The 26,113-nt window shown below is 62.6% G+C and carries 30 protein-coding genes and 1 tRNA gene; 19 read left to right on the top strand and 12 right to left on the bottom strand.

Going from position 1 to position 26,113, the window contains the following annotated elements; translation table 11 throughout:
- Window positions 1-11: 11 nt before the first annotated feature.
- The gene (locus tag P2T57_RS07300) at window positions 12-965 is read right to left on the bottom strand and encodes a zinc-dependent metalloprotease (protein WP_276301825.1); all 954 of its coding nucleotides are present in this window, start codon (window positions 963-965) and stop codon (window positions 12-14) included.
- A 1,042-nt stretch (window positions 966-2,007) separates the two neighbouring features.
- On the opposite strand from P2T57_RS07300, the gene P2T57_RS07295 reads away from it, so the two are divergent.
- The 7 genes from P2T57_RS07295 (at window position 2,008) to P2T57_RS07265 (ending at window position 10,073) form a co-directional block, all read left to right on the top strand.
- On the top strand, window positions 2,008-3,237 hold the full coding sequence (locus P2T57_RS07295) for a Cdc6/Cdc18 family protein (RefSeq protein ID WP_276301824.1): 1,230 nt from the start codon (window positions 2,008-2,010) through the stop codon (window positions 3,235-3,237).
- Window positions 3,238-3,339: 102 nt separating this feature from the next.
- Entirely contained in the window at window positions 3,340-3,522 is a 183-nt protein-coding gene (locus P2T57_RS07290; protein ID WP_420028515.1) for a DUF7501 family protein, read from the top strand.
- Between the two features lie 578 nt (window positions 3,523-4,100).
- Complete coding sequence (locus tag P2T57_RS07285) at window positions 4,101-6,833, top strand: AAA domain-containing protein (protein WP_276301822.1); 2,733 nt, start codon at window positions 4,101-4,103, stop codon at window positions 6,831-6,833.
- Between the two features lie 467 nt (window positions 6,834-7,300).
- Entirely contained in the window at window positions 7,301-7,492 is a 192-nt protein-coding gene (locus tag P2T57_RS07280; protein WP_135824321.1) for an LSM domain-containing protein, read from the top strand.
- On the top strand, window positions 7,489-7,662 hold the full coding sequence (locus P2T57_RS07275; RefSeq protein ID WP_128476151.1) for a 50S ribosomal protein L37e: 174 nt from the start codon (window positions 7,489-7,491) through the stop codon (window positions 7,660-7,662). The genes P2T57_RS07280 and P2T57_RS07275 overlap by 4 nt, the downstream gene beginning before the upstream one ends.
- Window positions 7,663-8,128: 466 nt before the next feature.
- Window positions 8,129-9,730, top strand: a complete 1,602-nt coding sequence (gene purF, locus P2T57_RS07270) for an amidophosphoribosyltransferase (RefSeq protein WP_276301821.1) — start codon at window positions 8,129-8,131, stop codon at window positions 9,728-9,730.
- A 76-nt stretch (window positions 9,731-9,806) separates the two neighbouring features.
- On the top strand, window positions 9,807-10,073 hold the full coding sequence (locus P2T57_RS07265) for a hypothetical protein (protein ID WP_276301820.1): 267 nt from the start codon (window positions 9,807-9,809) through the stop codon (window positions 10,071-10,073).
- A 187-nt stretch (window positions 10,074-10,260) separates the two neighbouring features.
- Here the strand turns inward: P2T57_RS07265 and P2T57_RS07260 are convergent, their stop codons facing one another.
- Window positions 10,261-10,818 (bottom strand): DUF420 domain-containing protein, encoded by a 558-nt coding sequence (locus P2T57_RS07260; RefSeq protein ID WP_276301819.1) that lies wholly within the window; start codon window positions 10,816-10,818, stop codon window positions 10,261-10,263.
- A gap of 219 nt (window positions 10,819-11,037) precedes the next feature.
- Here P2T57_RS07260 and P2T57_RS07255 point away from each other — a divergent pair.
- A tRNA-Leu gene (locus P2T57_RS07255) sits at window positions 11,038-11,122 on the top strand.
- A gap of 362 nt (window positions 11,123-11,484) precedes the next feature.
- Here the strand turns inward: P2T57_RS07255 and P2T57_RS07250 are convergent.
- From P2T57_RS07250 to P2T57_RS07240, 3 genes are all read right to left on the bottom strand, one after another.
- On the bottom strand, window positions 11,485-11,886 hold the full coding sequence (locus tag P2T57_RS07250; protein ID WP_276301818.1) for an acyl-CoA thioesterase: 402 nt from the start codon (window positions 11,884-11,886) through the stop codon (window positions 11,485-11,487).
- Window positions 11,887-11,958: 72 nt separating this feature from the next.
- Complete coding sequence (locus P2T57_RS07245; RefSeq protein WP_276301817.1) at window positions 11,959-12,735, bottom strand: DICT sensory domain-containing protein; 777 nt, start codon at window positions 12,733-12,735, stop codon at window positions 11,959-11,961.
- On the bottom strand, window positions 12,717-13,133 hold the full coding sequence (locus tag P2T57_RS07240) for a DUF7344 domain-containing protein (protein ID WP_276301816.1): 417 nt from the start codon (window positions 13,131-13,133) through the stop codon (window positions 12,717-12,719). The genes P2T57_RS07245 and P2T57_RS07240 overlap by 19 nt, the downstream gene beginning before the upstream one ends.
- 122 nt (window positions 13,134-13,255) lie before the next feature.
- On the opposite strand from P2T57_RS07240, the gene P2T57_RS07235 reads away from it, so the two are divergent.
- From P2T57_RS07235 to P2T57_RS07200, 8 genes are all read left to right on the top strand, one after another.
- Window positions 13,256-13,756, top strand: a complete 501-nt coding sequence (locus P2T57_RS07235) for a helix-turn-helix domain-containing protein (RefSeq protein WP_276301815.1) — start codon at window positions 13,256-13,258, stop codon at window positions 13,754-13,756.
- A gap of 137 nt (window positions 13,757-13,893) precedes the next feature.
- A complete protein-coding gene (locus P2T57_RS07230) occupies window positions 13,894-14,088 on the top strand; it encodes a hypothetical protein (RefSeq protein WP_276301814.1) in 195 nt (64 codons plus the stop codon).
- 50 nt (window positions 14,089-14,138) lie between these two features.
- Window positions 14,139-15,107, top strand: a complete 969-nt coding sequence (locus P2T57_RS07225) for a sugar phosphate isomerase/epimerase family protein (protein WP_276301813.1) — start codon at window positions 14,139-14,141, stop codon at window positions 15,105-15,107.
- Window positions 15,108-15,364: 257 nt separating this feature from the next.
- Entirely contained in the window at window positions 15,365-16,537 is a 1,173-nt protein-coding gene (locus P2T57_RS07220) for a hypothetical protein (protein ID WP_276301812.1), read from the top strand.
- A gap of 230 nt (window positions 16,538-16,767) precedes the next feature.
- Window positions 16,768-17,547, top strand: a complete 780-nt coding sequence (locus tag P2T57_RS07215) for a hypothetical protein (protein WP_276301811.1) — start codon at window positions 16,768-16,770, stop codon at window positions 17,545-17,547.
- Between the two features lie 30 nt (window positions 17,548-17,577).
- The gene (locus tag P2T57_RS07210) at window positions 17,578-17,742 is read left to right on the top strand and encodes a hypothetical protein (RefSeq protein ID WP_276301810.1); all 165 of its coding nucleotides are present in this window, start codon (window positions 17,578-17,580) and stop codon (window positions 17,740-17,742) included.
- Window positions 17,743-18,422: 680 nt separating this feature from the next.
- Window positions 18,423-18,806: a DUF7522 family protein gene (locus tag P2T57_RS07205; RefSeq protein WP_276301809.1), complete on the top strand. Its 384-nt coding sequence runs from the start codon at window positions 18,423-18,425 to the stop codon at window positions 18,804-18,806.
- Window positions 18,807-18,874: 68 nt separating this feature from the next.
- Window positions 18,875-19,999 (top strand): Gfo/Idh/MocA family protein, encoded by a 1,125-nt coding sequence (locus tag P2T57_RS07200; protein ID WP_276301808.1) that lies wholly within the window; start codon window positions 18,875-18,877, stop codon window positions 19,997-19,999.
- Window positions 20,000-20,013: 14 nt separating this feature from the next.
- On the opposite strand, the gene P2T57_RS07195 is transcribed toward P2T57_RS07200, so the two are convergent.
- Together P2T57_RS07195 and P2T57_RS07190 are read right to left on the bottom strand one after the other, a co-directional pair.
- The gene (locus P2T57_RS07195; RefSeq protein WP_276301807.1) at window positions 20,014-20,469 is read right to left on the bottom strand and encodes a hypothetical protein; all 456 of its coding nucleotides are present in this window, start codon (window positions 20,467-20,469) and stop codon (window positions 20,014-20,016) included.
- A 49-nt stretch (window positions 20,470-20,518) separates the two neighbouring features.
- Entirely contained in the window at window positions 20,519-21,370 is an 852-nt protein-coding gene (locus tag P2T57_RS07190; RefSeq protein ID WP_276301806.1) for an eIF2B alpha/beta/delta subunit family protein, read from the bottom strand.
- A 120-nt stretch (window positions 21,371-21,490) separates the two neighbouring features.
- Between P2T57_RS07190 and P2T57_RS07185 the strand changes: the two genes are divergently transcribed.
- Complete coding sequence (locus P2T57_RS07185) at window positions 21,491-21,832, top strand: DUF7969 family protein (RefSeq protein ID WP_276301805.1); 342 nt, start codon at window positions 21,491-21,493, stop codon at window positions 21,830-21,832.
- 1 nt (window position 21,833) lies between these two features.
- Here the strand turns inward: P2T57_RS07185 and P2T57_RS07180 are convergent, their stop codons facing one another.
- The 3 genes from P2T57_RS07180 to P2T57_RS07170 form a co-directional block, all read right to left on the bottom strand.
- Window positions 21,834-22,025 (bottom strand): ribbon-helix-helix protein, CopG family, encoded by a 192-nt coding sequence (locus tag P2T57_RS07180; protein ID WP_276301804.1) that lies wholly within the window; start codon window positions 22,023-22,025, stop codon window positions 21,834-21,836.
- A gap of 120 nt (window positions 22,026-22,145) precedes the next feature.
- Complete coding sequence (locus P2T57_RS07175) at window positions 22,146-22,340, bottom strand: DUF8015 family protein (protein WP_276301803.1); 195 nt, start codon at window positions 22,338-22,340, stop codon at window positions 22,146-22,148.
- A gap of 223 nt (window positions 22,341-22,563) precedes the next feature.
- Window positions 22,564-22,824 (bottom strand): hypothetical protein, encoded by a 261-nt coding sequence (locus P2T57_RS07170; protein WP_276301802.1) that lies wholly within the window; start codon window positions 22,822-22,824, stop codon window positions 22,564-22,566.
- A 125-nt stretch (window positions 22,825-22,949) separates the two neighbouring features.
- Between P2T57_RS07170 and P2T57_RS07165 the strand changes: the two genes are divergently transcribed.
- Window positions 22,950-23,261, top strand: coding sequence for a HalOD1 output domain-containing protein (locus tag P2T57_RS07165; RefSeq protein ID WP_276301801.1), 312 nt, complete (start codon window positions 22,950-22,952; stop codon window positions 23,259-23,261).
- A 270-nt stretch (window positions 23,262-23,531) separates the two neighbouring features.
- On the opposite strand, the gene P2T57_RS07160 is transcribed toward P2T57_RS07165, so the two are convergent.
- On the bottom strand, window positions 23,532-25,010 hold the full coding sequence (locus tag P2T57_RS07160) for an RtcB family protein (RefSeq protein WP_276301800.1): 1,479 nt from the start codon (window positions 25,008-25,010) through the stop codon (window positions 23,532-23,534).
- 63 nt (window positions 25,011-25,073) lie between these two features.
- Window positions 25,074-25,487: an archease gene (locus P2T57_RS07155; RefSeq protein ID WP_276301799.1), complete on the bottom strand. Its 414-nt coding sequence runs from the start codon at window positions 25,485-25,487 to the stop codon at window positions 25,074-25,076.
- A gap of 111 nt (window positions 25,488-25,598) precedes the next feature.
- Here P2T57_RS07155 and P2T57_RS07150 point away from each other — a divergent pair, with 111 nt between their 5' ends.
- Window positions 25,599-26,102 carry a GNAT family N-acetyltransferase gene (locus P2T57_RS07150; RefSeq protein ID WP_276301798.1) on the top strand — a complete coding sequence of 168 codons (504 nt, stop codon included), beginning with the start codon at window positions 25,599-25,601 and terminating at the stop codon, window positions 26,100-26,102.
- Window positions 26,103-26,113 lie beyond the last annotated feature (11 nt).

Here is a 26,113-nt window from a genome sequence, read left to right as displayed (position 1 = left end):
GTATCAGATTTTTACGGATTCACCCGCGCTAGCCACCGGTCCGGGTCATCGAGTTCCGCGTCGGTGGGCAGATTCTCGGGGCGGTCCCAGACCGCGCTGGCCCCCTCGATACCGCGCTCCGCCGAAACGGCGTCGAAGAAGGCCTTGCCGCGCTCGTACTGTCTGCGCTTCAGTCCGAGACCGAGCATCCGCCGGAGGAGTCTCGACAGGGGGTCGCCGCCCTGCCTGCGGGCCTCCATCTTCTCGCGCAGGTCGGCGTACTCGTCGTCGAACGCGCCGTCCATCAGGAGTTCGGCGTAGCCCTCGACGGCGGTCATCGCGGCGTCGAGTTCCTTGAAGGCCTCCCGGTCGAGATGGCCACCTGCAAGCGCCTCGATGCCCGACTCCATCCGGGATTCGAGGTGGTCCGAGAGCCACGGGGCCGCGCCGAACTCGGCGGCGTGCGTGACCTCGTGGAAGGCTATCCACCGCCGGAACCGGTCGTAGTTCACGTCGAGTTCGCGGGCGATGCGCTCGATGTTCGGCCGGACGAAGTACAGCGCGTGGTCGTCGCCGTCGGCCAGAAGCAGGGGGTCGTACTGGCCGAGGACGTTCTTGGCCAGCACCGTCAGCATCACTGACATCGTGCCGGTGTTGATGGTCCGGGCGACGCCGGGCATGGCGACCGGCCCGTGTTCTTCGACGGGTTCCATCACGCGCCGGAAGGTGTCGATGTTGGCGTCTATCCAGTGGTGTCGGTTCTGGACCTCGATGGTCTCGGGCACGTCGAAGTCGGCCCCGGAAACCTCGCGGACTCTGTTCCGAGCGTCGCGCACGTCGGCGGCGTAGCCTTCCTTCTCGGTCTCGGACAACTCGAGCGACCCCGGCGGAGTCGATGCCTTGGCGGCCTCTGCGACCGCCGTCCAGTCGATGGGTCCCTCGCCAGACGCGTCGGCGATTGCCCGGACGCTACGATAGATGCTCACGGCTTCGCGTTGGGGGCCGACGGTCAAAATCCTTCTGCCGAGTTCCGGCCATCTGGTCGGTTTCGGGGTCGTCTCGGGCCTCTTTGGAGTCCTCTTGGGAGTGTTTGGGGTCTCCTCGGATTCATTCGTGGTCGGCGAGGAGGGTCGTGGGCGAGTAGCGGACGGGTCGGCACGTTGGCGGTTCGATACAAATGAGAGTAGACTGACTGGCCCACACCACCGTCGCGGATGTAAGGGGAAATCGGTGGGGGTGGGGGAGAACCGCATCGATGCGGTGACACTACTGTCGCGGATGTATGCTGATTCGCCCCAGATGGCAGAATGTTGGAAAAGCTATAGTCGTCTTTCGGCATCTGTAGACTCAATAAATAGCAATCTTACATTCGCGATGGTGGTGTGTGGTTTCTAAATAAACCTATTCTTCGTTACAGACGCGACAGGGGTGTGTCACTCACTCTCTGTTATCATTTCCGCAATCGCTCACCCACGATTATTTTCTATAAGTAGTAGTTAGTATCCAATAGAAAAATATATAATAGTATTCAAAACAACTCACAAATAGACATTATTATGAATTCTAAACGCTTACTTATATATCTTTCACAAATAAATAGATTGCTCTTAGCAGTTCCCGGTCAGCGGCTTACCAGTCGCACCCACCCCTACCACCCACCGACTTACATCCGCGAGGTAGGTGTCTGCCCGGTCCTCGACCCTCTCGACTCCTCCGTGAGTACCTCCTTTCGACCCAACAACTCGAACTTGCCGCACTGCTCGTCACTGACTCCGCACCAGATCACGTACTAGCCACTTCCCGAGCGTCGCCGATTGTCCACTGGTTGCCCGCCGATGGCTCATCGATTACCCGCCAATCTCCCGCCAATCTCCCATCGATTTTCTGCCGGAACATCCGCGACGGTACTCTCAGCGCCGGTGACGCCGAACCGCCGGGGAATCGCCCGCGCCGTCACTCGACGGCGAGATACATCCGCGACGATACCCTCTCCATTTATATGCTGAAGTGCGAAGCAAGGGTAATCAGATGGCTACCGACGACGACGTAGACCGCGACCCCCTCTTTCGGTACGACGAGCCGATATTCGCCGACGAGGACCTCCTGCGTATCTCTCACCTCCCCGGCCCGAACCGCATCGTCGGCCGCGACGAGCACATGCAGAAGGTCGCCGAGGCCCTCAACCCCGCTATCTTCGGCCAAGAGCCGACCCACCTCTTTATCTTCGGCAAGACCGGGACCGGCAAGTCGCTCATCTCACGGAGCGTCTCCAAGCGCGTCGAGAACGAGGCCGACAAAGAGGACGTTGAGGTCGAAACCGCGTTCATCGACTGCGGCGAGCAGACCACCGAGGCGTCGGTCATCAAGACAGTCGGCCGGGAACTCAACGACCCCAACGAGACCGGTATCACCGTGCCTCAGCGGGGCCTCGGTACCGGCGACTACTACGACCGCCTCTGGCAAATCATCGACGCCTGTAGCGACGTGGCGCTGGTCATCTTGGACGAAATCGACATGCTCGAAGACGACGAGGTACTTCGAAAACTCTCGCGCGCGGGCGAGAACCGCAGGGTCACCGACTCGACCATCGGCATCATCGGCATCTCGAACAAAATCGACTTCCCGGACGAACTCAACGAGCGCGTCAAGTCGAGTTTCGCCCACGACGAACTGGTCTTCCCGCCCTACGACGCCCACCAGCTCGTGGACATCCTCCAAAACCGCGCCGACGCCTTCCGCGACGGGGTGCTGTCGGACGACGCGATTCCGCTGACCGCCGCCCTCGCCGCCCAAGAACACGGCGACGCCCGGAAGGCCATCGACATCCTCCGGAACGCGGGCCGAATCGCCACCAAGCAGGAGGACGAGGAGGTAACCGAAAAACACGTCTACGCCGCCAAGGAGAAGACCGAGGCCGACCGCTTCGCCGAACTCATCGAGGGTGCGCCCACCCAAGCCAAGGCAATCCTGCTGGCGCTCACCCTGCTGACCGAGAACAAGCCCCGCGACCAGTTCCCGACCCAGCAGATTTACCGCCAGTACCAGACCATCGCCTCGGACCTCGACATGGACGCCCTCTCGGAGCGCCGAGTGCAGGAAATCTTGCAGGAACAGGACTTCCTCAACGTCATCAACTCCGAGACGAAGGGGCGGGGTCGGGGCAGGGGTGTCCACACCAAACACCGCCTCCTCGAAGAACCCGAAATCGTCAAGAAGGTCCTGCATCGGGATTCGCGCATCGCTGACCTCGGTATCTGAAGCCGACCGCGCTATTGATGGAGGGATATTAGGAATATATTACCACAACAAAGGTATTTTAGAAATATTCGGGCAGAACTTATCAGTCAGAACGTCGCGCTAGTGGCTATGTCAACGACAGCGACGTGGAGCGACCCGAACGATTGCCCGTTCTGCGGGAACGAACTCCGGAATCCCGGCGCAGGCTTCATCGACCACATCCACGAGAATCCGGACTGCGAAGACGGCTTCGAGACGTGGCGGAGCAACGTCAACGACGACATCTGCGCTGGCTGGTCCGGATAGCCCGGAGCCGAAAGCCGATTTTTCGAGGGGAGTCACATGCTCTCTCGACCCACGTCAATATTAGGCGTCCTTATATGTGATACGAGAAATTAGTTCATCTTATAGGAAGGCTCTTACGTCCGTTTGGGCTACCGACGCTCACGATGAGATGCCCCCAATGTAGCGGCGAACTCGTCGCCGCGCGAGGCTACGAGACGTGTTCGAAGTGCGGTCACATTCCGCCCCGCGGTGCCGACTGACGGACCCGAACTCGGGCGTCGCTGAGTCGGAGATTCGGTCGGACCCGACTGCGACCTGACCGACACACTTCGCCACCGAAACCAGTATCGCTCGCCAACTGTTCCACATTTTCCATTCCGTGTTTTTCCTTCCGAGTTTCCCGTTCCGCGTTTTCTATTCCGTGTTTTCCATTCCGCGTTTTCTATTCCGTGTTTTCCATTCCGCGTTTTCCATTCCGCGTTTTCCATTCCGCGCTTCCCATTCCGCGTTTTCTACCCCGAGTTTTCCATACCACGTTTCCGTCGAACACCGAGTTCGACTGCGATGGTTTTTCTACCATCGGGCGCTACGATGCGTTCGTGAACGTTCGGGGAGAAGTCGTCGAGGTCGAGGACGTTCGGACCGTCAGCACCCAGTACGGCGAGAGCGACCTCGCCGAGGTCACGGTCAACGAGGACGAAGGTGCAAAGCGGGTCACGCTCTGGGGCAAGTGGACCGAGAGCGCAGACCTCCTCGAACCGGGGATGGAACTCCTCGTGACCGACGTAGAGGAGGATACGTATCAAGGCGAAACCACCTACCAGACGAGCAAGGATTCGTACGTCGTGGTCGAACCCTCCTTCCTCGTGGACGTGACCGACATCCGGTCGTGGGTCCAGTGTCCGCGGATGTACTACCTCAACAAGCTTTCCGGAATCCCCCTCGAATACCCCGTGGTCAAGGGGACAATCGTCCACGAGGTGTTCGGCGACCTGCTCCGGGGCCGCGATTTGGACGAGTCCATCGAGGAGCGCGTCGAGGAGGCCGGCCTCGAACTCGGCTTGCTCGGCCGAGAGCGCGACGAGGTGGCCGAGGAGGTCCGCCAGAACGCCGCCGCAATCGAGGGCTGGCTCGCCCAAGGCGCGCTCACGGAGGAGGATAACTGGCGAAGCGAGCAGACGCTCATCAGCGAGCGATTCGGCATCAAGGGTCGGGCCGACGCGCTCCGGCGCGGGATGCCGGTCGAACTCAAGACCGGCAAGAACCTCAAGCGCGACCCCCGGTTTCAGGACAAGATTCAGGCGGCGTGCTACGGTCTGGTCCTTCAGGAGAAGGGCGTCCCGGCCGACACCGGCACCCTGCTGTACACCAAGAACTCGGCGCTCGACCGGACCGAGGAGGACGGCGACCTCTCGCCCGCCAAGGAGTTCACCATCGGCGACGGTCTCCTCGATTTCGTGGTCCGAACCCGGAACGAAATCGCGGCGATGGAGTACCACGTCACGGAGTCCGACCACGACCCCGCCGAGAGAGGTGACGAGGGCGAACCGGACGAGTATCCGGGCGTCCCGACCGGCTACGAGGCCGACGCCACGTGCGAGTACTGCTTCGAGCAGGACACCTGCATGGTGGTCTCGGGCCGACTGAATCAGGAGTCGAAGGCGGGCCAAATCGGCACCGCGATTCCGAAGGCGGAGCGAACCTACTTCGACCGCAACTACCGACTCGTCGAGGAGGAACGCCGGGCGACCCACGCCGAGTACGCCAAACTCTGGGAGCAGACCGCCGCGGAACGGGCCGACGACGACCGGGCGCTCCTCGGTCTCGAACCCACCGACAGGCGTCAACTCGACGGCGGCCGATGGGAGATGCGCGCCGAGCGTTCGGGCGGGGCCGTGTCGAAAATCCGAGAGGGAGACGTGGTGCTAGCCAGCGACGGCGACCCGGTGAACGGCCACGCAGAACTGGCCAGAGTCGAGCGACTGGGCGAACAAGTCGTCGTCACGGCCGACGAACCGGTCGAACTTCGCCGTCTCGACGTCTACCCCTCGGAACTCTCCGCGGACCGGATGCTCACCGCGCTCCACGATTTCCTGCTGAAGGGCGACCAGCGCCGGAAGAACGTCCTGTTCGGTCACGAGGACGACGACGGCGAGGCCCCCGAACCCGCGTTCCGCGACGACCGCCGGACCTACATCGACAACAACGAGGCCCAGAACGACGCGGTGAACCTCGCGGTGAACGCCGAGGACTTCGCGCTGGTCCACGGCCCGCCCGGCACGGGCAAGACCTACACCATCGCCCGGACCATCCGAGCGATGGTCGAGCGAGGCGAGCGCGTCCTCCTGTCGGCGTTCACCAACCGCGCGGTGGACAACGCGCTGGAAGCCCTGCGGGACCAAGGTTTCGAGGACATCGTGAGGGTCGGCACCGAGAGCGGCGTCCGCGAGGACATGCAGGATTTGCGACTCGAACAGGCGGGCGACCCGAACGACCGCGTGGCGGAACTGCGGAACGCGAGCGTCGTCGCCGCCACGACGGCGACCTGCGGGTCCCGAATCATGCGCGAGCAGTCCTTCGACGCCGCGCTGGTGGACGAGGCCTCGCAACTCACCGAACCCGAAACCCTCTCGGCGGTAAATCTGGCCGACCGGTTCGTGCTGGTCGGCGACCACCAGCAGTTGCCGCCGGTCGTGCGGACCGAAAACGCCCTCTCGACCTCGCTGTTCGAGCGCCTCATCGAGGAGCATCCCGACGCGGGCGTGATGCTCGACCGCCAGTACCGAATGCGCCAGCGGATTCAGGCGTTCTCCTCGCGGGAGTTCTACGACGGCGACCTTCGGCCGGCCAGTGGCGAAGTCGCGGGCCAGCGACTCGCCGACCTCCCCGAGGTTACAGCGGACGACCTGCCCGACGACTTGCGGGGCAACGGCGGCGTCTCGTTCGTGGACCCCGGCGGGCACACCGACGGCAACACCAACCCCGTCGAGGCCGAGCGCGTGGCCGAGATAGTCGAGTCCTTCCTCGCGGTGGGCGTCGAACCCGCCGAAATCGGCGTCATCGCGCCCTTCCGTGCGCAGGTCGCCGAAATCGGCAGACGGGTCGGCGACGAGGTGACGGTAGACACGGTGGACCGCTTTCAGGGGTCGAGCAAGGAGGTCATCGTGGTCTCGTTCGTCGCCACCGAAAATCTCGAAAGCCCGATTTTCGAGGACTACCGCCGGGTGAACGTGGCGCTCACTCGCGCGAAGAAGTCGCTCGTGCTGGTCGGCGACGACGAGGCCCTGCGGAGCGACAACCTCTACTCGCGGATGGTCGAGTGGGCGCAGTAGCGGGGCCTTCACGGCGAGGACGCGGCCCGGCGCACCTGTCACTGCGAGCGCGCGGAGATTTCTGCCCGGAACGTCGCGGGTCGCCGAGCGACCGGTGAGGAGCGGCCTCGTGGTCGCGGACCGCCAACGAAACATAGCAGAACAAATCTTAGATAACTGTAAATATTGCTCTAAGAATTATTTTGTTTACTACGCTGTTCGGATGGTCTCCCGCAAGTGGTCCCAGCGCAAGACGGCGCTCGGTGGGGGACGAACCGCCGGTTCTCCTCGGTCCACAGCGCACTCCGCGTCGTCCGCTGGCCGGTGGTGGCGCTATTCGTCAGCGTTCGTCGCTGTTCGGGGGATTTGTGACGGTCCTCCGACTCGTCCGGTGTGGGACCGACTTCCATCCGCGGTTCGGTTCCAGAAACTTTCCTCGTTGAGCATCTTCCGGTACGTTTAAGCCGTTGACGGGTGCCGCTAATGATATGAGTGGACGACCGCTCGACGTGCTGGAAGCCTCCCTCGACGAGGAGGTTACAGTGCAGTTGAAAGGCGGCGACGAGTACGAGGGTATTCTCACGGGCTACGACCAGCACATGAATCTGGTCTTGGAGGACACCGAGGAGGAAGACACAACCATTATACGCGGCGATAACCTCGTGTCGATAAGCCCATGACTGGAGCAGGCACCCCGAGCCAAGGGAAGAAGAACACGACGACGCACACGAAGTGTCGTCGCTGTGGCGAGAAGTCGTATCACACGAAAAAGAAGGAGTGCTCGAGTTGCGGCTTCGGCAAGTCCGCCAAGCGCCGCGACTACGAGTGGCAGAGCAAGTCCGGCGAGTAAGCCGCGACGTATCTGCGGTTCTCCCTTCTCTCTGGAAATTTCGCCTCTTAGAGGTGAGTTTATCGGTCGGGACAGTCGAATTTTCGGTTCGATGAGATTCGATTTAGAGTCCGCGGAGACAGTCGTGGCGGTGAACGCTTCTGAAGCCCCCGGCCGCTCCTTCGAGCTAACGTGACCGTAACCGTGAACAGCAAAACCGAAGGGCGAATCTTTCTTGAAGCCCCCGCCCTGTGGTTTGGTCAACTGAGCCTTTGCGGGCGGTTGGTCAGTCGAGCGCACGCTGGTGGAAAATCCGCCGAGCGAGGAACCGCCGCGTTCCGACGCGGGCGTCGGAGTGCGGCAGAGATGCGAGTGTCCGGCGCGCTGGGATGATTTTATACACGAACGAGCATACTTTCAGCTTCTCTCGGAGAGAAGTCGGCACGATAGCGAGGGTTTTTACTACGGTGGCGCAGTACCCCGGAGTATGCCAGACGGCCGGGACGCGGCCCCCAGTGGTCCGACCGAGAACGCGAATCCGGGACGCTCCGAGAGTTCTTCGGAATCCCCCGAATCTCCCTCTGAACGCCCCGAGGAGGCCCTTTCGGGGCCGACCGAGAAGTGCGGCGTCGTCGGCGTCTCGCTCGCAGAGCGGGACGCCGCGCGACCGCTCTACTACTCGCTGTACGCGCTCCAACACCGCGGGCAGGAGTCGGCGGGCATCGTCACCCACGACGGGTTCCAACAGCACAGCCACGTCGAGATGGGTCTCGTCGGCGACGCCTTCAACCAGTCCGACATCGAGGAACTCCGCGGGAGCGCCGGCATCGGCCACGTTCGCTACCCGACTGCCGGGAGCGTGGACAAGTCCTGCGCGCAACCGTTCACCGTCTCCTTCCGGAGCGGTGCCCTCGGCCTGAGCCACAACGGCAACCTCGTCAACGCCGAGGAGGTCCGCGACGAGTTGGCCGCGCAGGGTCACGCCTTCACCTCGGACGGCGACACCGAGGTCATCGCTCACGACCTCGCCCGGAATCTCCTCGAAGCGGACCTCGTGCGGGCGGTCAAGCGAACGATGGGCCGGATTCACGGTTCGTACTCGCTGACCATCATGCACGACGACACCGTGCTGGGCGTCCGGGACCCGGAGGGCAACCGCCCGCTTTGCATCGGCGAAGTGGACGACGGCTACGTCCTCGCCAGCGAGAGTTCGGCCATCGACACGCTCGACGGCGAACTCGTCCGGGACGTGCGCCCCGGCGAACTCGTCGTCCTCCAACCCGGCGGCGAGGGCTTCGACTCCTACCAACTGTTCGAGCGCGAGAACACCGCCCACTGCTTTTTCGAACACGTCTACTTCGCCCGGCCGGACAGCGTTATCGACAGCAAACTGGTCTACGAGGCCCGCCGTGATTTGGGCAGAAAGCTCTGGGAGGAGAGCGGCATCGACACCGACGTGGTGATGCCGGTGCCCGACTCCGGCCGGGCGTTCGCCTCCGGATACGCCGACGCCGCCCAAGAAGATAGCGAGGCGCGAAGCGCCTCGGAAAACGCGAGCGGTGAAACCGCGAGCGCCAGCGTCGAGTTCGCCGAGGGCCTGATGAAGAACCGGTACGTGGGCCGTACCTTCATCATGCCGACCCAAGACGAGCGAGAGCGCGCGGTCCGCCTGAAACTCAACCCCATCAAGTCCACTGTCGAGGGGAAAACGGTCACGCTCATCGACGACTCCATCGTCCGCGGGACCACCTCGACCCAGTTGGTCCAACTCCTCAAAGACTGCGGTGCCGAGGAGGTCCACATGCGAATCGGTGCCCCGCCAATCGTCGCACCCTGCTACATGGGCATCGACATGGCGACCCGCGAGGAACTCATCGCGGCCGACAAGTCGGTCGAAGAAATCGGCGAGGAAATCGAGGCCGACAGCCTCGCGTACCTCTCGACCGAGGCGGTCGCACAGGCCCTCGATTCCGAGCAGTCGGACCTCTGCATGGGATGCGTGACCGGCGAGTACCCCTACGACATCGACGGCGAGGAGACCGACCGCGACGTGTCCCGGCCCGAAATCGGGTCCCCGGCCGACGACTGAATTTCTCTGCTGTTCGGCTTTTCGACGGTCGAGACGGGCAAAACGGTTAATCTACCCGACACCGTGAGTCACGAGGATGGCCGAGAGTCACGACCACCGGGACCGCCGCGCGACCCGCGAGGAGGACGGCGAGGCCGACTCCGAGAAAGAGACCGACCCCGAGAGAGAAACCGGGGACGAAAACGAGAAATCTCGCCCGCAGGCCCACCTCCGATGGGTGCAACTCCGAACGCCGAGACACGCCGTCGAAATCGGGCAGAACGGCCGGGTCCTCGATAGCTACTTTCACGAGGGGCACGATGCGTGGGCGGTCCTGCTGGAGACCTACGAGGGCGAGGTCTGATTTCGTTCGCGAACGGGTCGTTCGGACACCCGACCGGCGGTCCGGTCACGCCTGTTCGAGACGGACGCCCGCGAAGCAAACGTGCGTATTCCTTTGGAAATTGTATATGCTTCTTTAAGACTCCTTTAGTTTGCTGGAGTCAGCTGTCTCCGACTGTCGAGACCGAGCGGCCCGAATCCTACCCGCCTCAGAACAGGTACAGCATCGCGTAGACCACCACGCCGAGGCCGAACGAGGTCAGCCATAGCGTGGCCGCGACCCGGCCCACCGTCGGGTGCTTGGTCTCGCCCAACTCCGACGCCGGGCGGGTCAGCCCCAACAGCAGGACGTAGTAGAGCAGGGGGATGCAGACCACGGCGAGGAGGATGTGAATCGCCAGAATCGGGTAGTAGATAAACTGCTCCACGAACGCCGGTCCCTCGAAGGGGGTCGGCCCGAGGAGCGCGACGCGGTAGAGGTACAGCACCAGAAACACGGCGAACAGGCCGACGCCAGCGAGCATCCCGGTGCGGTGGCGCTCGACCTTCCCCTGTCGAATCCACCGCCACGAGGCCCCAATCGTTCCGAACGCCACGACGCTGACGACGGCGTTGACGTGCGGGATGGCCGCGAGGACGGCATCGGGAGCGCGCGGGAGCGTGCCGGCGGGCACCACCCGGAGCGCCGCGGCGAACACCAGTGCGAGCGAAACGACGGTCAACAGCCCGGTTACTGCGGGGACGTGACGCTCGACGAATCGTTGCATGGTCGGGGGTAGGGAGCGAACCGAAATACGCCTTGCTGTGTCGTCGCCCTGCGGCGCGTCAAGTACGGTCCTCTGCTCGGCGATAGCACCGAGTCGAGTTGGCCGTAATACATATACCGGCTCGCTCGTCCCGTGTTGGCCCGTGCCGTCCCGGAGTTGAAACGAAAGGCATTTTATTCGGGTAGCGTCTACGTGTGAGTGCAGAGAAAGACACCGCGAGCGTGGGTAGCCAAGCTAGGCCAACGGCGCAGCGTTGAGGGCGCTGTCCCGTAGGGGTCCGCCGGTTCAAATCCGGTCCCACGCATCGCAAGATGCTAGGTGATTTCCCTTCGCGGACATCACCCACGCACAATTCCTTCCGAACGCTAATCTTCGAGCGATGGCTTCATTCTCTGGTGCCTAGGGGTCCGCCGGTGAGCAGTCGCTACGCGACTGCGAACGTCGTCACGGAGCGAAGCGGAGTGACGGAAGTTCAAATCCGGTCCCACGCATCGCAAGATGCTAGGTGATTTCCCTTCGCGGACATCACCCACGCACAATTCCTTCCGAACGCTAATCTTCGAGCAGTAGCTATGTCCTCGTCTCTTTCGGGGACGTAGCATCTCAGCGGCTAAATCGGCGAGCTACTGCTGTAGACTGATTCTCGAAAAATCGGGCGAAAAGCGATTAGAGTCCCTCAAACTCTCGAATGTCCTCGCGCCAGTCGTCGGGAATCGGCCGCGAGGACTTGGTTTCCCTATCGACCGCGACCTGCACCGTCTCGCCGGTCGCCGCCACGGTATCGTCGGCGCGGACCTCGTACTCCATCGGGAGCGAGGAGTCGCCCAGTTCCGGGACGCGCACCGCCACCGTCACGTCGTGGTCGATTTCGACCGGTCGCCGGAACTCGATTTCGAGGGTCGCCAGCACCGACTCGATTTCCCGGAGGGGCACGTCAAGCACCTCGTCGAAGTAGGCCACGCGGGCCTGCTCGAAGTAGGAGGCGTAGACCGCGTTGTTCACGTGGCCCATCGTGTCGAGGTCCCGGTAGCGAACGTCCACGTCGGTCGCAAAGGAGTAGTCGCTCATCGTCCCCACTCGTCGGTCGCGGTAGTTCGGTCTGTCGTTTCCGGCCGGGTTTGTCCCTTCGAGACCACCGGGTCACTTCTCGCCGTAGGTCTCCCGGAGGTAGGCGTCGATGTCGCCGACCAGTTCGGCGTCGTAAGTCCAGAACCCTCGGAACGCCTCCGAATCGGGTTCGTTCTCCTCGGCGAGGAGCGCGCAGGCCTGCCGGGTGTCGCCCCCGCCGTCGAACACCACGAACCAGAACGCGCCGATTTCGTCGCCGACTGCTTCGGGGTCGCCGACTGCCTCCGGGTCGCTGACTGCCTCGTCGTGGACCGTCACGCCGGGCAGGTCCGGCGACCAGTCGCGCTCGCCGTAGACGTGAACGTCGAGGTCGGTCTCTCCGGCGAGGGCCTCGTACACGTCTCGCTGGGGCTTCAGCGCCGTCAGTGTCTGGAATCCGGTTCGGAGCGTGCCCCGGCCCTGCCGGTAGGCCCGGTCCTCGATTTCGCGGGCCATCACCAGCAGTTGGCGCTTGTCGAACGAGACGAAGGTGGTGTCGGCCAGCAGGTCGAGGAGGGCGCGAGTGGCCTCGTCCGGGCCGGTGTCCGCCTCGGAGAACGTCGGCGAGACGAGGTTGCGGACTGCTGATGCGCCGACGCTCCCGACGAACTCGCCGTCTTCGGTCACGACGACGAACCCGCCGGACCCGTCATCGGGGAGGGCCTCCTGTTCGACCGCCACGTTCCGGGTCTCGAAGTGGGATTCGAGCGCGTCGTAGTACTCGGGCGCGAACACCGTGACCGTCTTCCGGCGGTCGGACACCCGGTCGAAGAACTCGCGGAGGCCCATCGTCACCGCCCGGCGCGCCAACCGAAACGCCGCTTCTCGGGTCTGCCGGGCGCTTCGCGTTGCTGTGCGAGCGAGAGGTTGAGTGCGGTCTCGACGACCTCGGGGAGCGAGTTGAGAGACACGTCGCCGGTTACCGAGTCGTACCTGACGAGGCCCGCCGCGTCGAGGTCCGGGAGGTGAGCGTGGTGGAGTGCCACCAGCAGTCGCTCGCGCTCCTCGGGGGTTATCACCGTGTTGGCGTCGTCGCGCGCGCCGAGCCAACTGGCGAGGACAGTGGCCAACTCCTCGAGGTTCGTGGTCTCTCTGTCCCGCAGGTAGTAGAGCGCGTACCGCCGGTGAACGTCTGAGAGGACGCGGAACGCCGAATCGACCTCGGACGGGTCGGTCGAAGGGTCGGCGTCCGGTCCGTCGCTGGACATCGTATCTCTCTCCGATAAGCGACGAACGATTATTAACTATTCGGCAGTGGCGAGCGGTCGGCCGACGGGATGTGAACGACAAGCGGGGTATTCAAATGCGTCGTGCCCTAACTGGTTCCCATATGGCTAAGTACTCGACCGGCGGGTCGTCCGGCGGCGGTGGCGGCGGCGCGTGCGAACTCTGCGGGAAGTCGAGCGACTCACTGACCGAGGCCAACGTGGCCGGCGCGCAGTTACAGGTCTGCTCGGAATGCGCCTCGCACAACGACAACGCCGAGACCGACTCCGAGTCCGACCGGGAACGAGAGCGCAACCGCAAGGCGGCCCAGAACACCGCCAAGGCGAGTGGCGTCTACGACGGCGATTCGAGTCGCTGGGAGGAGGAGGGCACCAACTACGACGACGACCCGCTTCCGTATCTGGTCGCGGACTACGGCGAGACTGTCGAACAGGCCCGCCAAGACGCCGGCCTCCAGCGCGACGAACTCGCCGAGGAACTGGACGTGCCGGAGAACGACCTGCTGGCGGTCGAACAGGGTCGCGCGAATCAGGCCAACGTCGCCGGGTCGCTTGTGGAAGCGCTCGAAGACCACCTCGGCGTGGACCTCGCCGAGGACCGGTGAGGGGCCGAACGAACCACGCGACTCTCCTCGGCGAGAGCTACGAATCGACGGCGTATTACCGAATCGAATACTACGATTCGGATTCATAATCCGTTCGCTATACAACTTTTTTACGTGATTGGGGCGTCCCGTCGAACATGGTCGCCAACGACTCGCCGCCGATTGGCCTCAGTCATCCGACGGTAGACCCCCGGTCCGACGCCGGGCAGGTCGAGCGCACGGAGTCGGGACGTTGCGAGTGCAACGACTGCGGGTACACCGTCGAAATCGGCGGGGACTTGCCGCCGACGTGTCCCGACTGCGGCGGGGCGCTGACCCGAGTCCCGTCGTAGCGCATCTACCGCCCCACAATCTTATTCACGCCGTCCGTGGTGGAGGGGATATGGACATCGGTGTACTCACAGTCCCGCTCGGCGGACAGTCGCTCGACGACGCGCTGGCGTACCTCCACGGCATCGGCGTGGACGCGGTCGAACTCGGGTGCGGCGGCCACCCCGGCGACGACCACCTTCCCCGCGACGAGTACCTGAACGACGACGAGGCCCAGAATCACCTGTTCGACCTGCTGGACGAGTACGAGATGGAGATTTCGGCGCTGGCGACCCACAACAACCCGCTCCATCCCGACGAGGAGGTCGCCGACGAGGCCGACACCGAACTCCGGGAGGCCATCGAACTCGCCGACCAGTTGGACGTGGACGCCGTGACCTGTTTCTCGGGGCTTCCCGCCGGGAGTCCGAACGACGAGACGCCCAACTGGGTGACGGCCCCGTGGCCCGGCGAACACGCCGAGGCCCACCAGTACCAGTGGGAGGAGGTCGCCATCCCCTACTGGTCGGACATCGCCGACCACGCGGCGAACCACGGCGTCAACGTCGCCATCGAGATGCACCCCAACATGCTGGTCTACGAACCCTCGGGGATGCTCCGCCTCCGCGAGGAGACCAACCACCACATCGGCGCGAACTTCGACCCCTCGCACCTCTACTGGCAGAACATCGAGATTACCGACGCCATCCGATTCTTGGGCGAACACGACGCCATCCACCACTTCCACGCCAAGGACACCAAGGTCTACGACGCCAACGCGCGGTACAAGGGGGTCCTCGATACGGTGCCCTACGACGAGGAGGCCGACCGCTCGTGGCTGTTCCGGTCGGTCGGCTACGGCCACGGCGAAGAACACTGGAAGGACATCGTGAGTACGCTCCGCATGGTGGGCTACGACGGTGCGCTGTCCATCGAACACGAGGACTCGCTGACCAGTTCCAACGAGGGACTGGAGAAGGCGGTGGCGATGCTCCAGCGCGCCGTCTTCCGCGAGCAACCGGGAGAAGCCTACTGGGCCTGACAGGAGGCACTTAGAACAGAATTCAGATACCGCGCCTCGCTGTTTCTCCGAGTTCAACAATCGGCTCTCTCTGTCAGCGATTCGGACCACTTCACTCGTTTCTGACTCCGAAACCTCCGTCTTCCGGGCCTCAACTCGATTTAAGTTCTTTAACTATTCCACTCACAAGATACATGTTAGAAGGACTCCACTCGTATAAAATTTATATATGATAAAATTAGAAAAGTATAAGCTAAGATAGTAAAATTTTATATTTGATGTCTGGAAACAACCGGCCATTGAACCGAAGAACAGTATTAAAGACACTCGGTATCGGTGCGGCCAGTCTCACGACGACTGCCGGAACAACGATCGGCGCGAAAGGGTCCATCCCTCACCAGTCACTCCGGGGGACGGTCAACAACCCGGTTAAAATCGGTCAGATTGCGGCCCTACGAAAGCGATTCTCGAAAAAGCATTCTTCAAAGGAAGAGAGGGAACAGGCCTTCCTCGGAGCCGGAGAGGCTTTTGGTGACGATCAGGTTCTCGCGTATAACGTTGTGGTCGGCGCAGACGGAACTCCACGAGAGCAGTACGTGACACGAGGTGGTTCGAGTGCAACCATGCCGGAACGAGCCGAGAACCCGCGTGCAGTCACGAACCGTCTGCACAAGAAAGCCGACGAACTCCTTGCGCAGGTGACCACCGACCAGACCGCTTCCACCGACGGTGTGACTACGCAGGGTAGCTACGACATCGACTGGGCCAACTGGAACAAGTACGGGAGTACTGACGTGTATCACGAGTTCGCTCCCGACCCCGAATACGACACGCGACCGGGCGCAGTGAAGTTCGTCAACGAAGTTCGACGCTCGCCGGACGACCCGCGAATGGGGGCACGGTCGAAGGTACGGATGGAACCCGGTCGGCAACTCTGCAACGACGGGTTCGATGAGTACTGCACTCCGACAGTCCAGACCGGTTGGACGAACCGCAGTGCTACCGTCAATATCGACTGGGACCAGTACGTGAACGAAACCGCGACGGAAGAACTTATCGTCGGAACCGACCCCGCAGGTCAGATTAGCGATGTGAACACGACGCGGACTGCGTCGATTGGCCTCGAACTCTCTAGAGACCCCTCGCTGTCGGTCGGCTATAGCAGTAGCGTTACGCTCCCCGGTGCGGAACTCGTGGATAAGACATCCTTGAAAAGTGGTCGTTCCGAACACGAGTTCTCGGTTAACACTCCGTCGAGCAACTCCTCGAAGAATAATGCGATCTTCGAGGTCGGTAGCGCGGCTACGTACCAGACGACCTGTGGTAGCTTCAACAAGTCCCGAATCGTGGATATTAGCGTTGACCTCGCTTGGGGACTGGATTCCCCCATTGGAGGGTGGGCGAACAAGACTACTAACAATAAAACGTTTTATTACTACACCTACTGCTAGCTAAGAACGTGTCGCCTAACCAACTCTCCCGCCGGTCTGCCCTCGCTTCGGGTGGGGCCCTAATCGGCCTCGGAATAACCGGCGTTTCGGCCGTCAAACTCAGAGCAGACGACGACCAAACGCCCGGTGCCGACGGTTTCACGGCCAAGACAGTACCCGCAGGGAGCGACCCGCTCGTGTTGATTAATCCTGACAGCACAGCGCAGAACGATGTAGCACGGGACGTGGCTATGACGTTGCTCGGCGCACGGCAGTTTGAGGACCTTCCCGAGGCACTCGTCGGAGCGTTCGAGAGCGAGTCGAAATCCGTCGTGGATTTGGACAGCGTCGGGAAGTTGGTACTCGCTGGCTCGAAAGTAACCGAAGGCGGCGGCGCAGTCGTCTGGGCCGACTGGACCGACGACGAACTCGTCGCTGTCCTTAAGTCGTCCGGCAAGACCGAGATTACGACGGAGTCGTACGAGGAGCGGACGTTGTACACAACCGGCAAAATAAGTGCCGCGGTACTCGGGGACGACCAGTTTGCGCTCGGCACACCCGAGGTAGTTAGAGATATCGTGGATGTCTGGTACGGCGATGCCGAACCAGTCGGAGGAACGACGCTTGACTCATTCGAACGAACACCTCAAGAGGCATGCGTCCGGTTCTCGTTCGAGAAACTACGATTGGCATGTGACGGTCTCGCGGCACAGTCGGAGGTGTACGATTCTGTAACACAGATTTACGGGTCGGTTCCTCCCGAGGGCGACGAAGTCCGATTACGTCTCCGAGTGGAGTCGAGCGCCGCCACCACCGAGGTGGCGACTGCCGTGAGCGACGCCCTCGGACTCGGTAATAGAGACGGGTCCGAAGTCAACACGATACTTCCGCCGAAGGCCCGCGACGACGTTACCGTCGGGCACGAACACGACTTTGTCTCCGTCGAGTACACTCAGAACGCCGATGAAGATGTCACGTCTGCTGGCGGCATCATCGAAACAATCGTCTGTATGACCGGGCATTCGAGATAACGTTAATTCCCGGCGCGAGTCGCCTCCCGCATGGCCGGTCCGAACCCCGTGGCGTTTTTCGTCCCGATGCTCGCGCTCGGTGGATTCGGGTCCGTCCTCCTCGGCCCCTTCGGGGGCGTGATGGGTGTCGTCGTCGGCATGCTCCTCGGCGCAGTCGCCAACGTCACGGGCACGGACGAGGCAGACGGCGAGTGAACGGGCTCCGGCGACTACTTAGACAACTTTATATTTATTAGATATTTATATGTGTTTCTTTAGAGTATGTAGAGGATTCTATCCGTTCACATTGCCGTCACGGCTTCGCTTTCGTCGCTAGCTCCTCGGATTTTCTGAGTTTTGCGACGAAGTTACGCCGACAACCTCGGATTCTACGTCATGCGGGTTTCAATTCCGGTGTGGGTTTTCTGAGTTCTGCAACCGAGGTGCCGGTGTCGTGTTTCGTCGGCGGAGACGAGTTTCAATCCCGATGTGGGTTTTCTGGGTCCTGCAACAGTGCTCTCGGCGTCGGTCTCGTCCGCGGTCTCCGTGTTTCAATCCCGATGTGGGTTTTCTGGGTCCTGCAACCTTCCTCGCTGTTGGCGGTTGCCACGTACTGCCACGGTTTCAATCCCGATGTGGGTTTTCTGGGTCCTGCAACAGGGGGTGAAAATCCGGCCACAGCCCAAATAAACCTTTCTCCATCGTTCGTTTGGTACACTCGATTCGTGGACCGGGGCCGTACAGAGACTTTAAAAAGGTCCACGAAGATAGTGCCGGAATTTGATTACTCCTCTCCAGTCGCGCGTTCGGTCGCCGCCGTCAAAACAATCTAGGTCGGTTCCCGAACCCCTGTGACGCCAGTAGCACTTTTCCCTTAGTCCGTGGTAGTGGTCCCCATGTCCGAGTCAGCACCCGCAGACCTCGCCGACCAACTCGTCAGCGCCTGCCGGACCGCCGTGGGCGACGAACTCCGGAGCGTGACCTACTTCACTGACGACGTAGAGGACCAAATCTACCTCCGCGAGGACCTCGAATCCGACGCCGACCTTGTGGGGTTCGCCGACAACGAGCGGTTGGGATTCCACTCCCAGTCGCTGTATCAGGAGACCGAACTCGGCCAGTACCACTTCACCATCCGGGTGTTCGACCGGGGGTACCTCACGCGGGTCATCGTCGGCGACCACGGCGCGTTCGTGACCACCGACGCGATGGAGATGGACCGATTCAAGGAACTGGCCTCGGCGGTGGAGTCAGTCCTTGAAGAGGAGCAACCGGTCTGACCCGTCCCGACCTCGCAATTTTTCTCGCCGCCTGAAACACTAAACCCTTCGCCGGAGTACGTCCCACGATGTCACTCAAAGTCGGAGTCCTCGGCTACCGGTTCATGGGCAAGGCCCACGCCAACGCGATGGCGCGATTACCGATGTTCTTCCCCGACGCGCCCGAAATCGAGCGCCACGTCCTCGTCGGACGCGACGAGGAGGCCCTCGCCGACGCGGCCGACCGCCTCGGATTCGAGACCACCGCGACCGACTGGGAGGACGTGGTAGACGAGGTAGACGCCTTCTACAACCTCGGGCCGAACCACGTCCACGCCGAACCCTCGATTGCGGCGCTCGACGCCGGAACTCCCGTCCTCTCGGAGAAACCCCTCGCAAACGACCTCCAGTCGGCCGAGCGCATGGCCGAGGCCGCCGAGGAGGCCGGCGTCCCGACCGCGACCGCGTTCAACTACCGGTTCGTCCCGGCGCTCCGGTACGCGAAGAACCTCATCGACGACGGCGAACTCGGGGAGATTCGCCACTTTCGAGGGACCTACATGCAGGACTGGCTGGCCGACCCCGAGGCCCCGTGGTCGTGGCGCAACTCCGAGGAGATGGCCGGAAGCGGCGCGCTCGGGGACCTCGGCGCTCACACCATCGACCTCGCCAGATTCCTCGTCGGCGACGTAGAGCGCGTCTCGGGCCACCTCCGGACCTTCGTGGACGAGCGCCCCGTCGAGGGAGACGGCGGCGAGGCCGAAATGCGCGAGGTCACGGTGGACGACGCCTACTCCGCGCAGGCCGAGTTGGCAGGCGGCGCGATGGCCACCTTCGAGGCCTCGCGGTTCGCCACCGGGCACAAGAACGACCACAGCATCGAGGTTCACGGCTCGAAGGGCAGTCTGAAGTTCTCGCTAGAGCGCCTGAACGAACTCGAAGTACTTCGGGAGGACAACCGGGGCTACGAGACGATTCTGGTGACCGACCCAGACGACCCCTACGTCGAACACTGGTGGCCGCCGGGCCACGTCCTCGGGTGGGAACACACCTTCGTCCACGAGAACTACGAGTTCCTGCGCGCGGTCGATTCCGCGGCGTCGGGACGAGGGTGGGAGTACCATCCCGACTTCGAGGACGGCCTCGCGGTCCAGCAGGCGCTGGCGGCGATTCAAGAGAGCGACGAGACGGGGGAGTGGGTCGCGGTGGAGTAGGGGCCGGGAACCAGTCAGTCCGACTCGTCTAACCCCTCGCCGAACCGGGTCGCTCGCACGAATCGCTCCGAGAGAAAGTCCTCCAGTAGGAGCAAGACGTTGTACAGAACCGTCGCCTGAAACCCGACCAGCGGGAACGCGAGCCATCCCGGCGTCGAGGAGGTAACGACGAACCGGACCAGCAGGTAGGCGAAGACCAGATTCCCGAGCGTCGAGACGACGTGAACCATCGAGGTCACGACGAGGTGGGTGTCGTCCTCGGTGGGTTCCCGCACTATCTGTTGGAAGGCGATAGCTCCGAGGACTGCGAAGCCGAGTATCGCGCCGAACGCCAGCAGGAGGATGTGAAACAGGTCCGGCGTCTGGACCTTGTAGATGAGCATCGCACCCGACCCCCAGATGGTGAGGGTGTAGCCGTAGGCCTCCGACTCGGCGGTGAGGTTGTGCGCGAGTCGGTGTTTCGGGTCCATCGAGAAGGATAACGACGGCGAGGCCCTTCGGCCTGCTGGCTGAGACGCCTCAGAACTCCCGGACGCCTTCGTCGGTCACGACCGAATCCAGCAGGTCGGTCGGCGTGGCGTCGTAGGCCGGGTTCTCCACAGAGAAGCCCTCGGCGGGTTCCCGGAGGACCTCGCTGGGCGACCGGAAGTCGTTCTCGAATCGGAAGCCCTCGCCGACCAACTTCGCCGACGACCCGACCACCGTGACGGGCACGTCGGTCTGGTCGGCGGCCGCGGCCAGCGGGAAGGTCCCGATTCGGTTGTAGAGGGTGTCGTCCACGATGCAGTCCATCCCCAGCAGAACCCGGTCGCACTCGGGCAGGTAGTGACCGGACGCCCCGTCAACGACGAGGTGGGCGTCCACGCGGTCCATCTCGGCGAGGGCGCGGGCGGTCTTGCGACCCAAATACCGGGGCCGGGCCTCGGTGACGTAGACGGTGACGTACCGCCCGTCGGAGACCGCCTGCTCGATGGCCTCCAACACCGTCGAGGAGTAGTCGTGGGTCAGGATGGTCGCGCCGTCCTCCACGAAGTCCACGGCGTTCTCGGCGGCCCGGCGCTTGGCCGTCTCGACCTGTTCGACCACGTTGTCGATGGCCTCCGAGAGACCGGCCTTGGCCTCCTCGGCCGTTCCGGCGTCGGCGTCCTCGACCATCGAGACGATGGCGCGCTGAGTCGTGACCAGCGAGGCGTGTGAGGGGTTGGCACGCCGGAGCGCCGACGAGTTGCGTTCGAGGTCACGCTCGAAGTCCTCGACCGAGGCGAAGTCGCGTTCGAGCAGGTCCTCCAGCGCGCGGGCGGCCTTCACCGCGACGACTGAGGAGCTATGGGTCTGCATCTCGCGTATCTCCTCGACCGTCTCGTCTATCATACCCGAAGGGTCTCCTCGGCGGGCCAAATGTCTTGCTTATCTGGGCGCGAACCGGGAGTTCAGCGTCGAAACGACCACGTAGTCGTTAGTGGAAAGTACGCCCGCCCCTTACAGCGGACCATGACCGCAGTTCGCTACTACTGCCCGCGGTGCGGTGCCATCGCCACCCTCGACCGCGAGGGCTATCTCGCCGACAAGTGCGTGACGCCCACGCCGCTCGACGGGTGGGAGTACGCCGACGCCTACGACGACTACGAGGAGGCCGACGGCGTGAAACTCGTCTGCGGGGCCGACGAAACCGAGGGCGAGGGCTGTGGCGAAGTCTACTACCTGAGCTTCGTGAAATACGAGGAAGGCAGAGAAATCGACCCCAAAGACCGGTCGTTCGTGCCGCCGTCGGTCGAGGGACCGTCGATAGACGATTCGGACGACGACGGCCCGCGGTTCGACTTCAAGCCGTAGGTCACTCGCCGCCTGATTCGTCGGCCTTGGCGTCCGCTCGCTCGCGGTCTTTCAGCCACTGGTCGAGGAGTTCCCGAATCGCGGCCTCGCGGTTGTCCCGGTGGTCCGCGAACGCGATGTCGTCGATGCGCTCGAGTTCCTCCTCGGAGAGTTCGAGCGTGACCGACTCCATATCGAGGTGGTCTTGGTGCATATTGAAAACTCACCACGGAGCAAACACAAATAGATACGTCAGACGAGCGGCCGACGCCCGTCGAAGGTGTCAGAAAAAGCCAAAACGAAACGAGGGGTATTGAGAAAAGAACTAGTCTATTTACTGCTGGACGACGGGCGCGGCGGGCGCGTCGGTCGGCGTGCGGACGAACATCGCGTGGCCGATCATGCCGGCCGAAATCGTGCCAGCGAGCGGGACGGCGGTGGTGAGTGCGAGGCCAGCGGTAGTGAGGACACCGGTCAGACCGAGGAGAGCGAGCGGGATGAGACCGAGAACAAGGTCGTAGTAATTCATACTATATACTATGCACTATAGGTATATAAATATGCACCATATCTAATCTACATGGTGTGTGAATAATACGCATATGTTTTATTGCCTCCTATTTGGAATATCCCTTCCAGCCGAGAACGGTGCGTATCCACCTACTCAAACCCTATACAAATGAAATTCTATATTAAACATATAATTACAATTCTCTATCAGTCGCGCGCGTTCGCTCGGAGTGTCGGCGCACTCAGTCGCTCGCTCCTCGGCGCTCGACCACCGCTTTGGTCTGTTCGGCGTCGATGCCGAACAAAAATCCCGAGATGAACAGGAGTTCGTTGCCGACGTAGTACTGCTGGAGGACGTGGTTGAGGAGACCAATCTGGACCGTAGTGACACCGAGGACCACCAGAACTAGCGCGACGAGCGCCGCGAGGCCGGCGAACCACCGGACGACGGTGCCCGAGACGAATCCGACGACGAACACCGCGAGAATTTCGAGGAGGGCCATCGCCTCGGAGTTCGGCGGGGGAGTACATCAAAGCCCGTCTACACCGACGTCTCTACCTCGACAGAAATATTAAAGAATTGACAAACTGAGCAATGTATATTACGCTTCAGGTTGCATAATCAGGTATGAGTGAGGAGGGTGGGAAGACTCCGCCGGACGCCGATGATTTCATCGTCCATCGCGAACTTTTCGAGGGCGACGAACCCGACGCTACCGACGAACCGGAAATCGACATCGCCAAAATCGTCGCTGACCTCGAAGGCAAGGAGGCGACGGACATCTCGTCGCTGTACGACACCATCGACCACGTGGTCGAACATCTCTACTCGAATCCGCCGCCAATCGAGGCCCAAGCCGAACTGGAGTTCACTTACGAGGGCTACCGCATCGAACTCTCACAGGATGGGAGGGCGACGTTCATGAAAATCGCCGACTAGGCGCATACGTTATTTTTCGCTCACGTTTCGTCGCGGCAGTCGAGACTTGTCAGAAACTTCGACCCGCGAAAGCGATTGCGACGGTGAACGTCTATTGAAGCCCCCGCCTGCTCGCGGCCGCTGGCCGACATATCCGACGGACATCGTTGCGACGGATAGGGGCCGACCACCGGCCGCGACCCGGCGGCCCCTTCACCCCACCCACGGAGGCTGTGTCATCGAGCGTTCGCTGGTGGTCTGTTCCCCCGAGCGAAGTCGGGCGCTTCGGCGCTATCCCTTGATGTTGCAGACCGGGAAGGTCCGGGCCACCTTGTCGCCGATGCCGAGGGCGTCCGAGACCCGGACCACCTCGTCTACGTCCTTGTAGACGCCGGGGGCCTCCTCGGCCACCGTGGCACCGCTCTGGGCCTTGACGTAGATGTGTTCCTGTTCGAGTTCGTCCTGCACGTCGCCGCCCCAGTAGTCCTGCTTGGCCTGCGTGCGACTCATCGTCCGGCCCGCGCCGTGGGCCGTCGAACCGAACGTGAGGTCCATCGAGTCCTCGCCGCCCCGGAGGACGTAGCTTCCCGCGCCCATGCTTCCGGGGATGATGATTGGCTGGCCCACGTCGAGGTACGCGCCGGGGACCTCCTCGTGGCCCGCCGGGAAGGCTCTGGTCGCGCCCTTCCGGTGGACGTATAGTTCGCGCTCGTCGCCGCCTTCGACCGTGTGGGTCTCCTTCTTGGCGATGTTGTGCGCCACGTCGTACAGCAGGTCCATGCCCATCGACTCCCAGTCCGACCCGAAGACCTTCTCGAACACCTGCCGCGTGCGGTGCATGATGAGTTGGCGGTTGACCCACGCGAAGTTGATGGAGGCACACATCGCGTCGTAGTAGTCTTCCGCCAACTGGCTTCCGGCGGGGGCGGCCGCGAGTTCCTTGTCCGGTAGTTGCGAGAGGAGGCCCGCGTGAGCCTTCTCGATGTCTCGCAGGTAGTCGTTGCAGACCTGATGGCCCAACCCGCGACTCCCGCAGTGGATGAGAACCACGATTTGGCCCTCCTCCAGTCCGTAGGCGTCGGCCACGTCGTCCAGATACGTGTCGGTCACGCGCTGGACTTCGAGGAAGTGGTTGCCCGACCCGAGGCTTCCGATTTGGTTCTTGCCCCTGTCTTTGGCCTTCTGGGACACTTTCGAGGGGTCGCTATCGTGGCGCACGCCCTCGTCCTCGCAGTGGGCCAAGTCCTCCTCGACGGCCCACCCTTCTTCGAGCGCCCACTCCATCCCCCGGTCGAGGATGGCCTCCACGGTGTCGATGTCGCCTTCGACCACGCCGCCCCCACCGAGGCCCGAGGGAATGTTGGCGAACAGGGCGTCGAGAAGTTCCTCCTCGCGGCCTCGGACCTTCTCGTAGGTCAGGTCGGTCTTCATCATTCTTACGCCGCAATTGATGTCGTAACCAACTGCTCCCGGCGAGATACAGCCCTCCTCGGCGTCGATTCCGGCCACGCCGCCGACCGGGAAGCCGTACCCCTGATGGCCGTCGGGCATGCAGACGTTGTACTTGCGGACGCCCGGCAGGTGGGTCGAGTTCTTCAACTGTTCGAGTGTCTTGTCGTCGGCGATTTGGTCCAGCAGGTCCTCGCTGGCCAGCACTCTGGCCGGGACGCGCATGTCGCCTTGCTTGGGAATCTCCCAGACGTACTCGCGGACCTTTTCGAGCGTGACATCGCCCGCCTCGTAGGTATCTCCCGCGTCGTTGTCGGTCATACTCGTCAGTTGGTCGTCCTGCCGGAATACGTTTCGCCATTCGTCTCTGGGCGTGACGTGTCGTCACACGTCGAAGACGACGTAGGCCCGCCACCCCGAATCGGTCTCCTCAAGCGCCATCTCGGAGTAGGTCACCGCCTTGATTTCGCGGGCCGAAACGTCTGCCAGTGGGACGCCGCGGGCGCTCGCTTCGAGTACCCATTCGCCGCCCTCCTCTCGAATCTCGACCTCGTTGTCTACTGGGAGAACCGACCGAACGTCTCGCTCGTAGATGAGTTGGTCCAGATAATCGAACAGCAGGGCCTCGCGGGCCTCGGCGCGGACCTCGAAGTCGAAGCGGTCGCCGACCGATTCGGGAATCTCGTCGCACATCGCGCCGGCGAGTCCGTCGCCCGCCCCGGCAAACACCGATTCGAGGGTCGGCCCGGTCACTTCGACGGCCACGTCGGCGGTGTGGTCCCGGAGTTCGTAGCTCATACCGAGTCCTCACGGAGCGACGGCGGAAACCGTTTCGCCATCGCTTCGAAGTACCGTCGCCGACGCGCGCGGGCGGTGGAATTATATTGACCACGGGCCTACGGCAAACTAGTGAGCGTCAACGTCGATTTCGAAATCGCCCGGCCCGGCGACGACAGCTACGTCGAGCCGGCGTGGAAGCTCAAAGAGCGCATCCGGAGCGAGGAGGACGTGCTGAAACAGCGCAAGGGCTTTTTCACCGACGCCTACCGGCGCTCGACGGTCCATCTCCTCGTGACGCGGGAGGCCCACTCGGGGGGCGAGAGCGACGAGAAACTGATGGGGTTCGCGGCGGTCCGGCGCGACGGCTACATCCTCTTTCTCGCCGTCAGTCCGGAGTTCCGCGGCGAGGGGGTCGGCAAGCGCCTCGTCGGACAGGTCGCCGAGAACCACGATAGCGTCACCTGCCACGCTCGCGCCAGCAACCAGAACGCCCTCGGATTCTACGAGCATCTCGGGTTCGAGGTCGAGCGTCACATCGAGAACTACTACGAGGACGGCGGCGACGCCTACTACCTCAAACTCGGCGGGAACGGCGGCCTGACCCAGAAGATTTCGGACTTCATGCGGGGGTGAGGCGGGGGCGA

The organism is Halorussus lipolyticus (assembly GCF_029338375.1).
Lineage (GTDB): Archaea > Halobacteriota > Halobacteria > Halobacteriales > Haladaptataceae > Halorussus > Halorussus lipolyticus.
This window is presented reverse-complemented; position numbering and strand designations above follow the sequence as displayed.

Coding starts and splice junctions, on each gene's coding strand:
- P2T57_RS07295 (WP_276301824.1), top strand. CDS start 2,008: ATGGCTACCGACGACGACGTAGACCGCGACCCCCTCTTTCGGTACGAC.
- P2T57_RS07280 (WP_135824321.1), top strand. CDS start 7,301: ATGAGTGGACGACCGCTCGACGTGCTGGAAGCCTCCCTCGACGAGGAG.
- P2T57_RS07275 (WP_128476151.1), top strand. CDS start 7,489: ATGACTGGAGCAGGCACCCCGAGCCAAGGGAAGAAGAACACGACGACG.
- purF (WP_276301821.1), top strand. CDS start 8,129: ATGCCAGACGGCCGGGACGCGGCCCCCAGTGGTCCGACCGAGAACGCG.
- P2T57_RS07265 (WP_276301820.1), top strand. CDS start 9,807: ATGGCCGAGAGTCACGACCACCGGGACCGCCGCGCGACCCGCGAGGAG.
- P2T57_RS07260 (WP_276301819.1), bottom strand. CDS start 10,818: ATGCAACGATTCGTCGAGCGTCACGTCCCCGCAGTAACCGGGCTGTTG.
- P2T57_RS07250 (WP_276301818.1), bottom strand. CDS start 11,886: ATGAGCGACTACTCCTTTGCGACCGACGTGGACGTTCGCTACCGGGAC.
- P2T57_RS07240 (WP_276301816.1), bottom strand. CDS start 13,133: ATGTCCAGCGACGGACCGGACGCCGACCCTTCGACCGACCCGTCCGAG.
- P2T57_RS07235 (WP_276301815.1), top strand. CDS start 13,256: ATGGCTAAGTACTCGACCGGCGGGTCGTCCGGCGGCGGTGGCGGCGGC.
- P2T57_RS07230 (WP_276301814.1), top strand. CDS start 13,894: ATGGTCGCCAACGACTCGCCGCCGATTGGCCTCAGTCATCCGACGGTA.
- P2T57_RS07225 (WP_276301813.1), top strand. CDS start 14,139: ATGGACATCGGTGTACTCACAGTCCCGCTCGGCGGACAGTCGCTCGAC.
- P2T57_RS07220 (WP_276301812.1), top strand. CDS start 15,365: ATGTCTGGAAACAACCGGCCATTGAACCGAAGAACAGTATTAAAGACA.
- P2T57_RS07215 (WP_276301811.1), top strand. CDS start 16,768: ATGACGTTGCTCGGCGCACGGCAGTTTGAGGACCTTCCCGAGGCACTC.
- P2T57_RS07210 (WP_276301810.1), top strand. CDS start 17,578: ATGGCCGGTCCGAACCCCGTGGCGTTTTTCGTCCCGATGCTCGCGCTC.
- P2T57_RS07205 (WP_276301809.1), top strand. CDS start 18,423: ATGTCCGAGTCAGCACCCGCAGACCTCGCCGACCAACTCGTCAGCGCC.
- P2T57_RS07200 (WP_276301808.1), top strand. CDS start 18,875: ATGTCACTCAAAGTCGGAGTCCTCGGCTACCGGTTCATGGGCAAGGCC.
- P2T57_RS07195 (WP_276301807.1), bottom strand. CDS start 20,469: ATGGACCCGAAACACCGACTCGCGCACAACCTCACCGCCGAGTCGGAG.
- P2T57_RS07190 (WP_276301806.1), bottom strand. CDS start 21,370: ATGATAGACGAGACGGTCGAGGAGATACGCGAGATGCAGACCCATAGC.
- P2T57_RS07185 (WP_276301805.1), top strand. CDS start 21,491: ATGACCGCAGTTCGCTACTACTGCCCGCGGTGCGGTGCCATCGCCACC.
- P2T57_RS07180 (WP_276301804.1), bottom strand. CDS start 22,025: ATGCACCAAGACCACCTCGATATGGAGTCGGTCACGCTCGAACTCTCC.
- P2T57_RS07175 (WP_276301803.1), bottom strand. CDS start 22,340: ATGAATTACTACGACCTTGTTCTCGGTCTCATCCCGCTCGCTCTCCTC.
- P2T57_RS07170 (WP_276301802.1), bottom strand. CDS start 22,824: ATGGCCCTCCTCGAAATTCTCGCGGTGTTCGTCGTCGGATTCGTCTCG.
- P2T57_RS07165 (WP_276301801.1), top strand. CDS start 22,950: ATGAGTGAGGAGGGTGGGAAGACTCCGCCGGACGCCGATGATTTCATC.
- P2T57_RS07160 (WP_276301800.1), bottom strand. CDS start 25,010: ATGACCGACAACGACGCGGGAGATACCTACGAGGCGGGCGATGTCACG.
- P2T57_RS07155 (WP_276301799.1), bottom strand. CDS start 25,487: ATGAGCTACGAACTCCGGGACCACACCGCCGACGTGGCCGTCGAAGTG.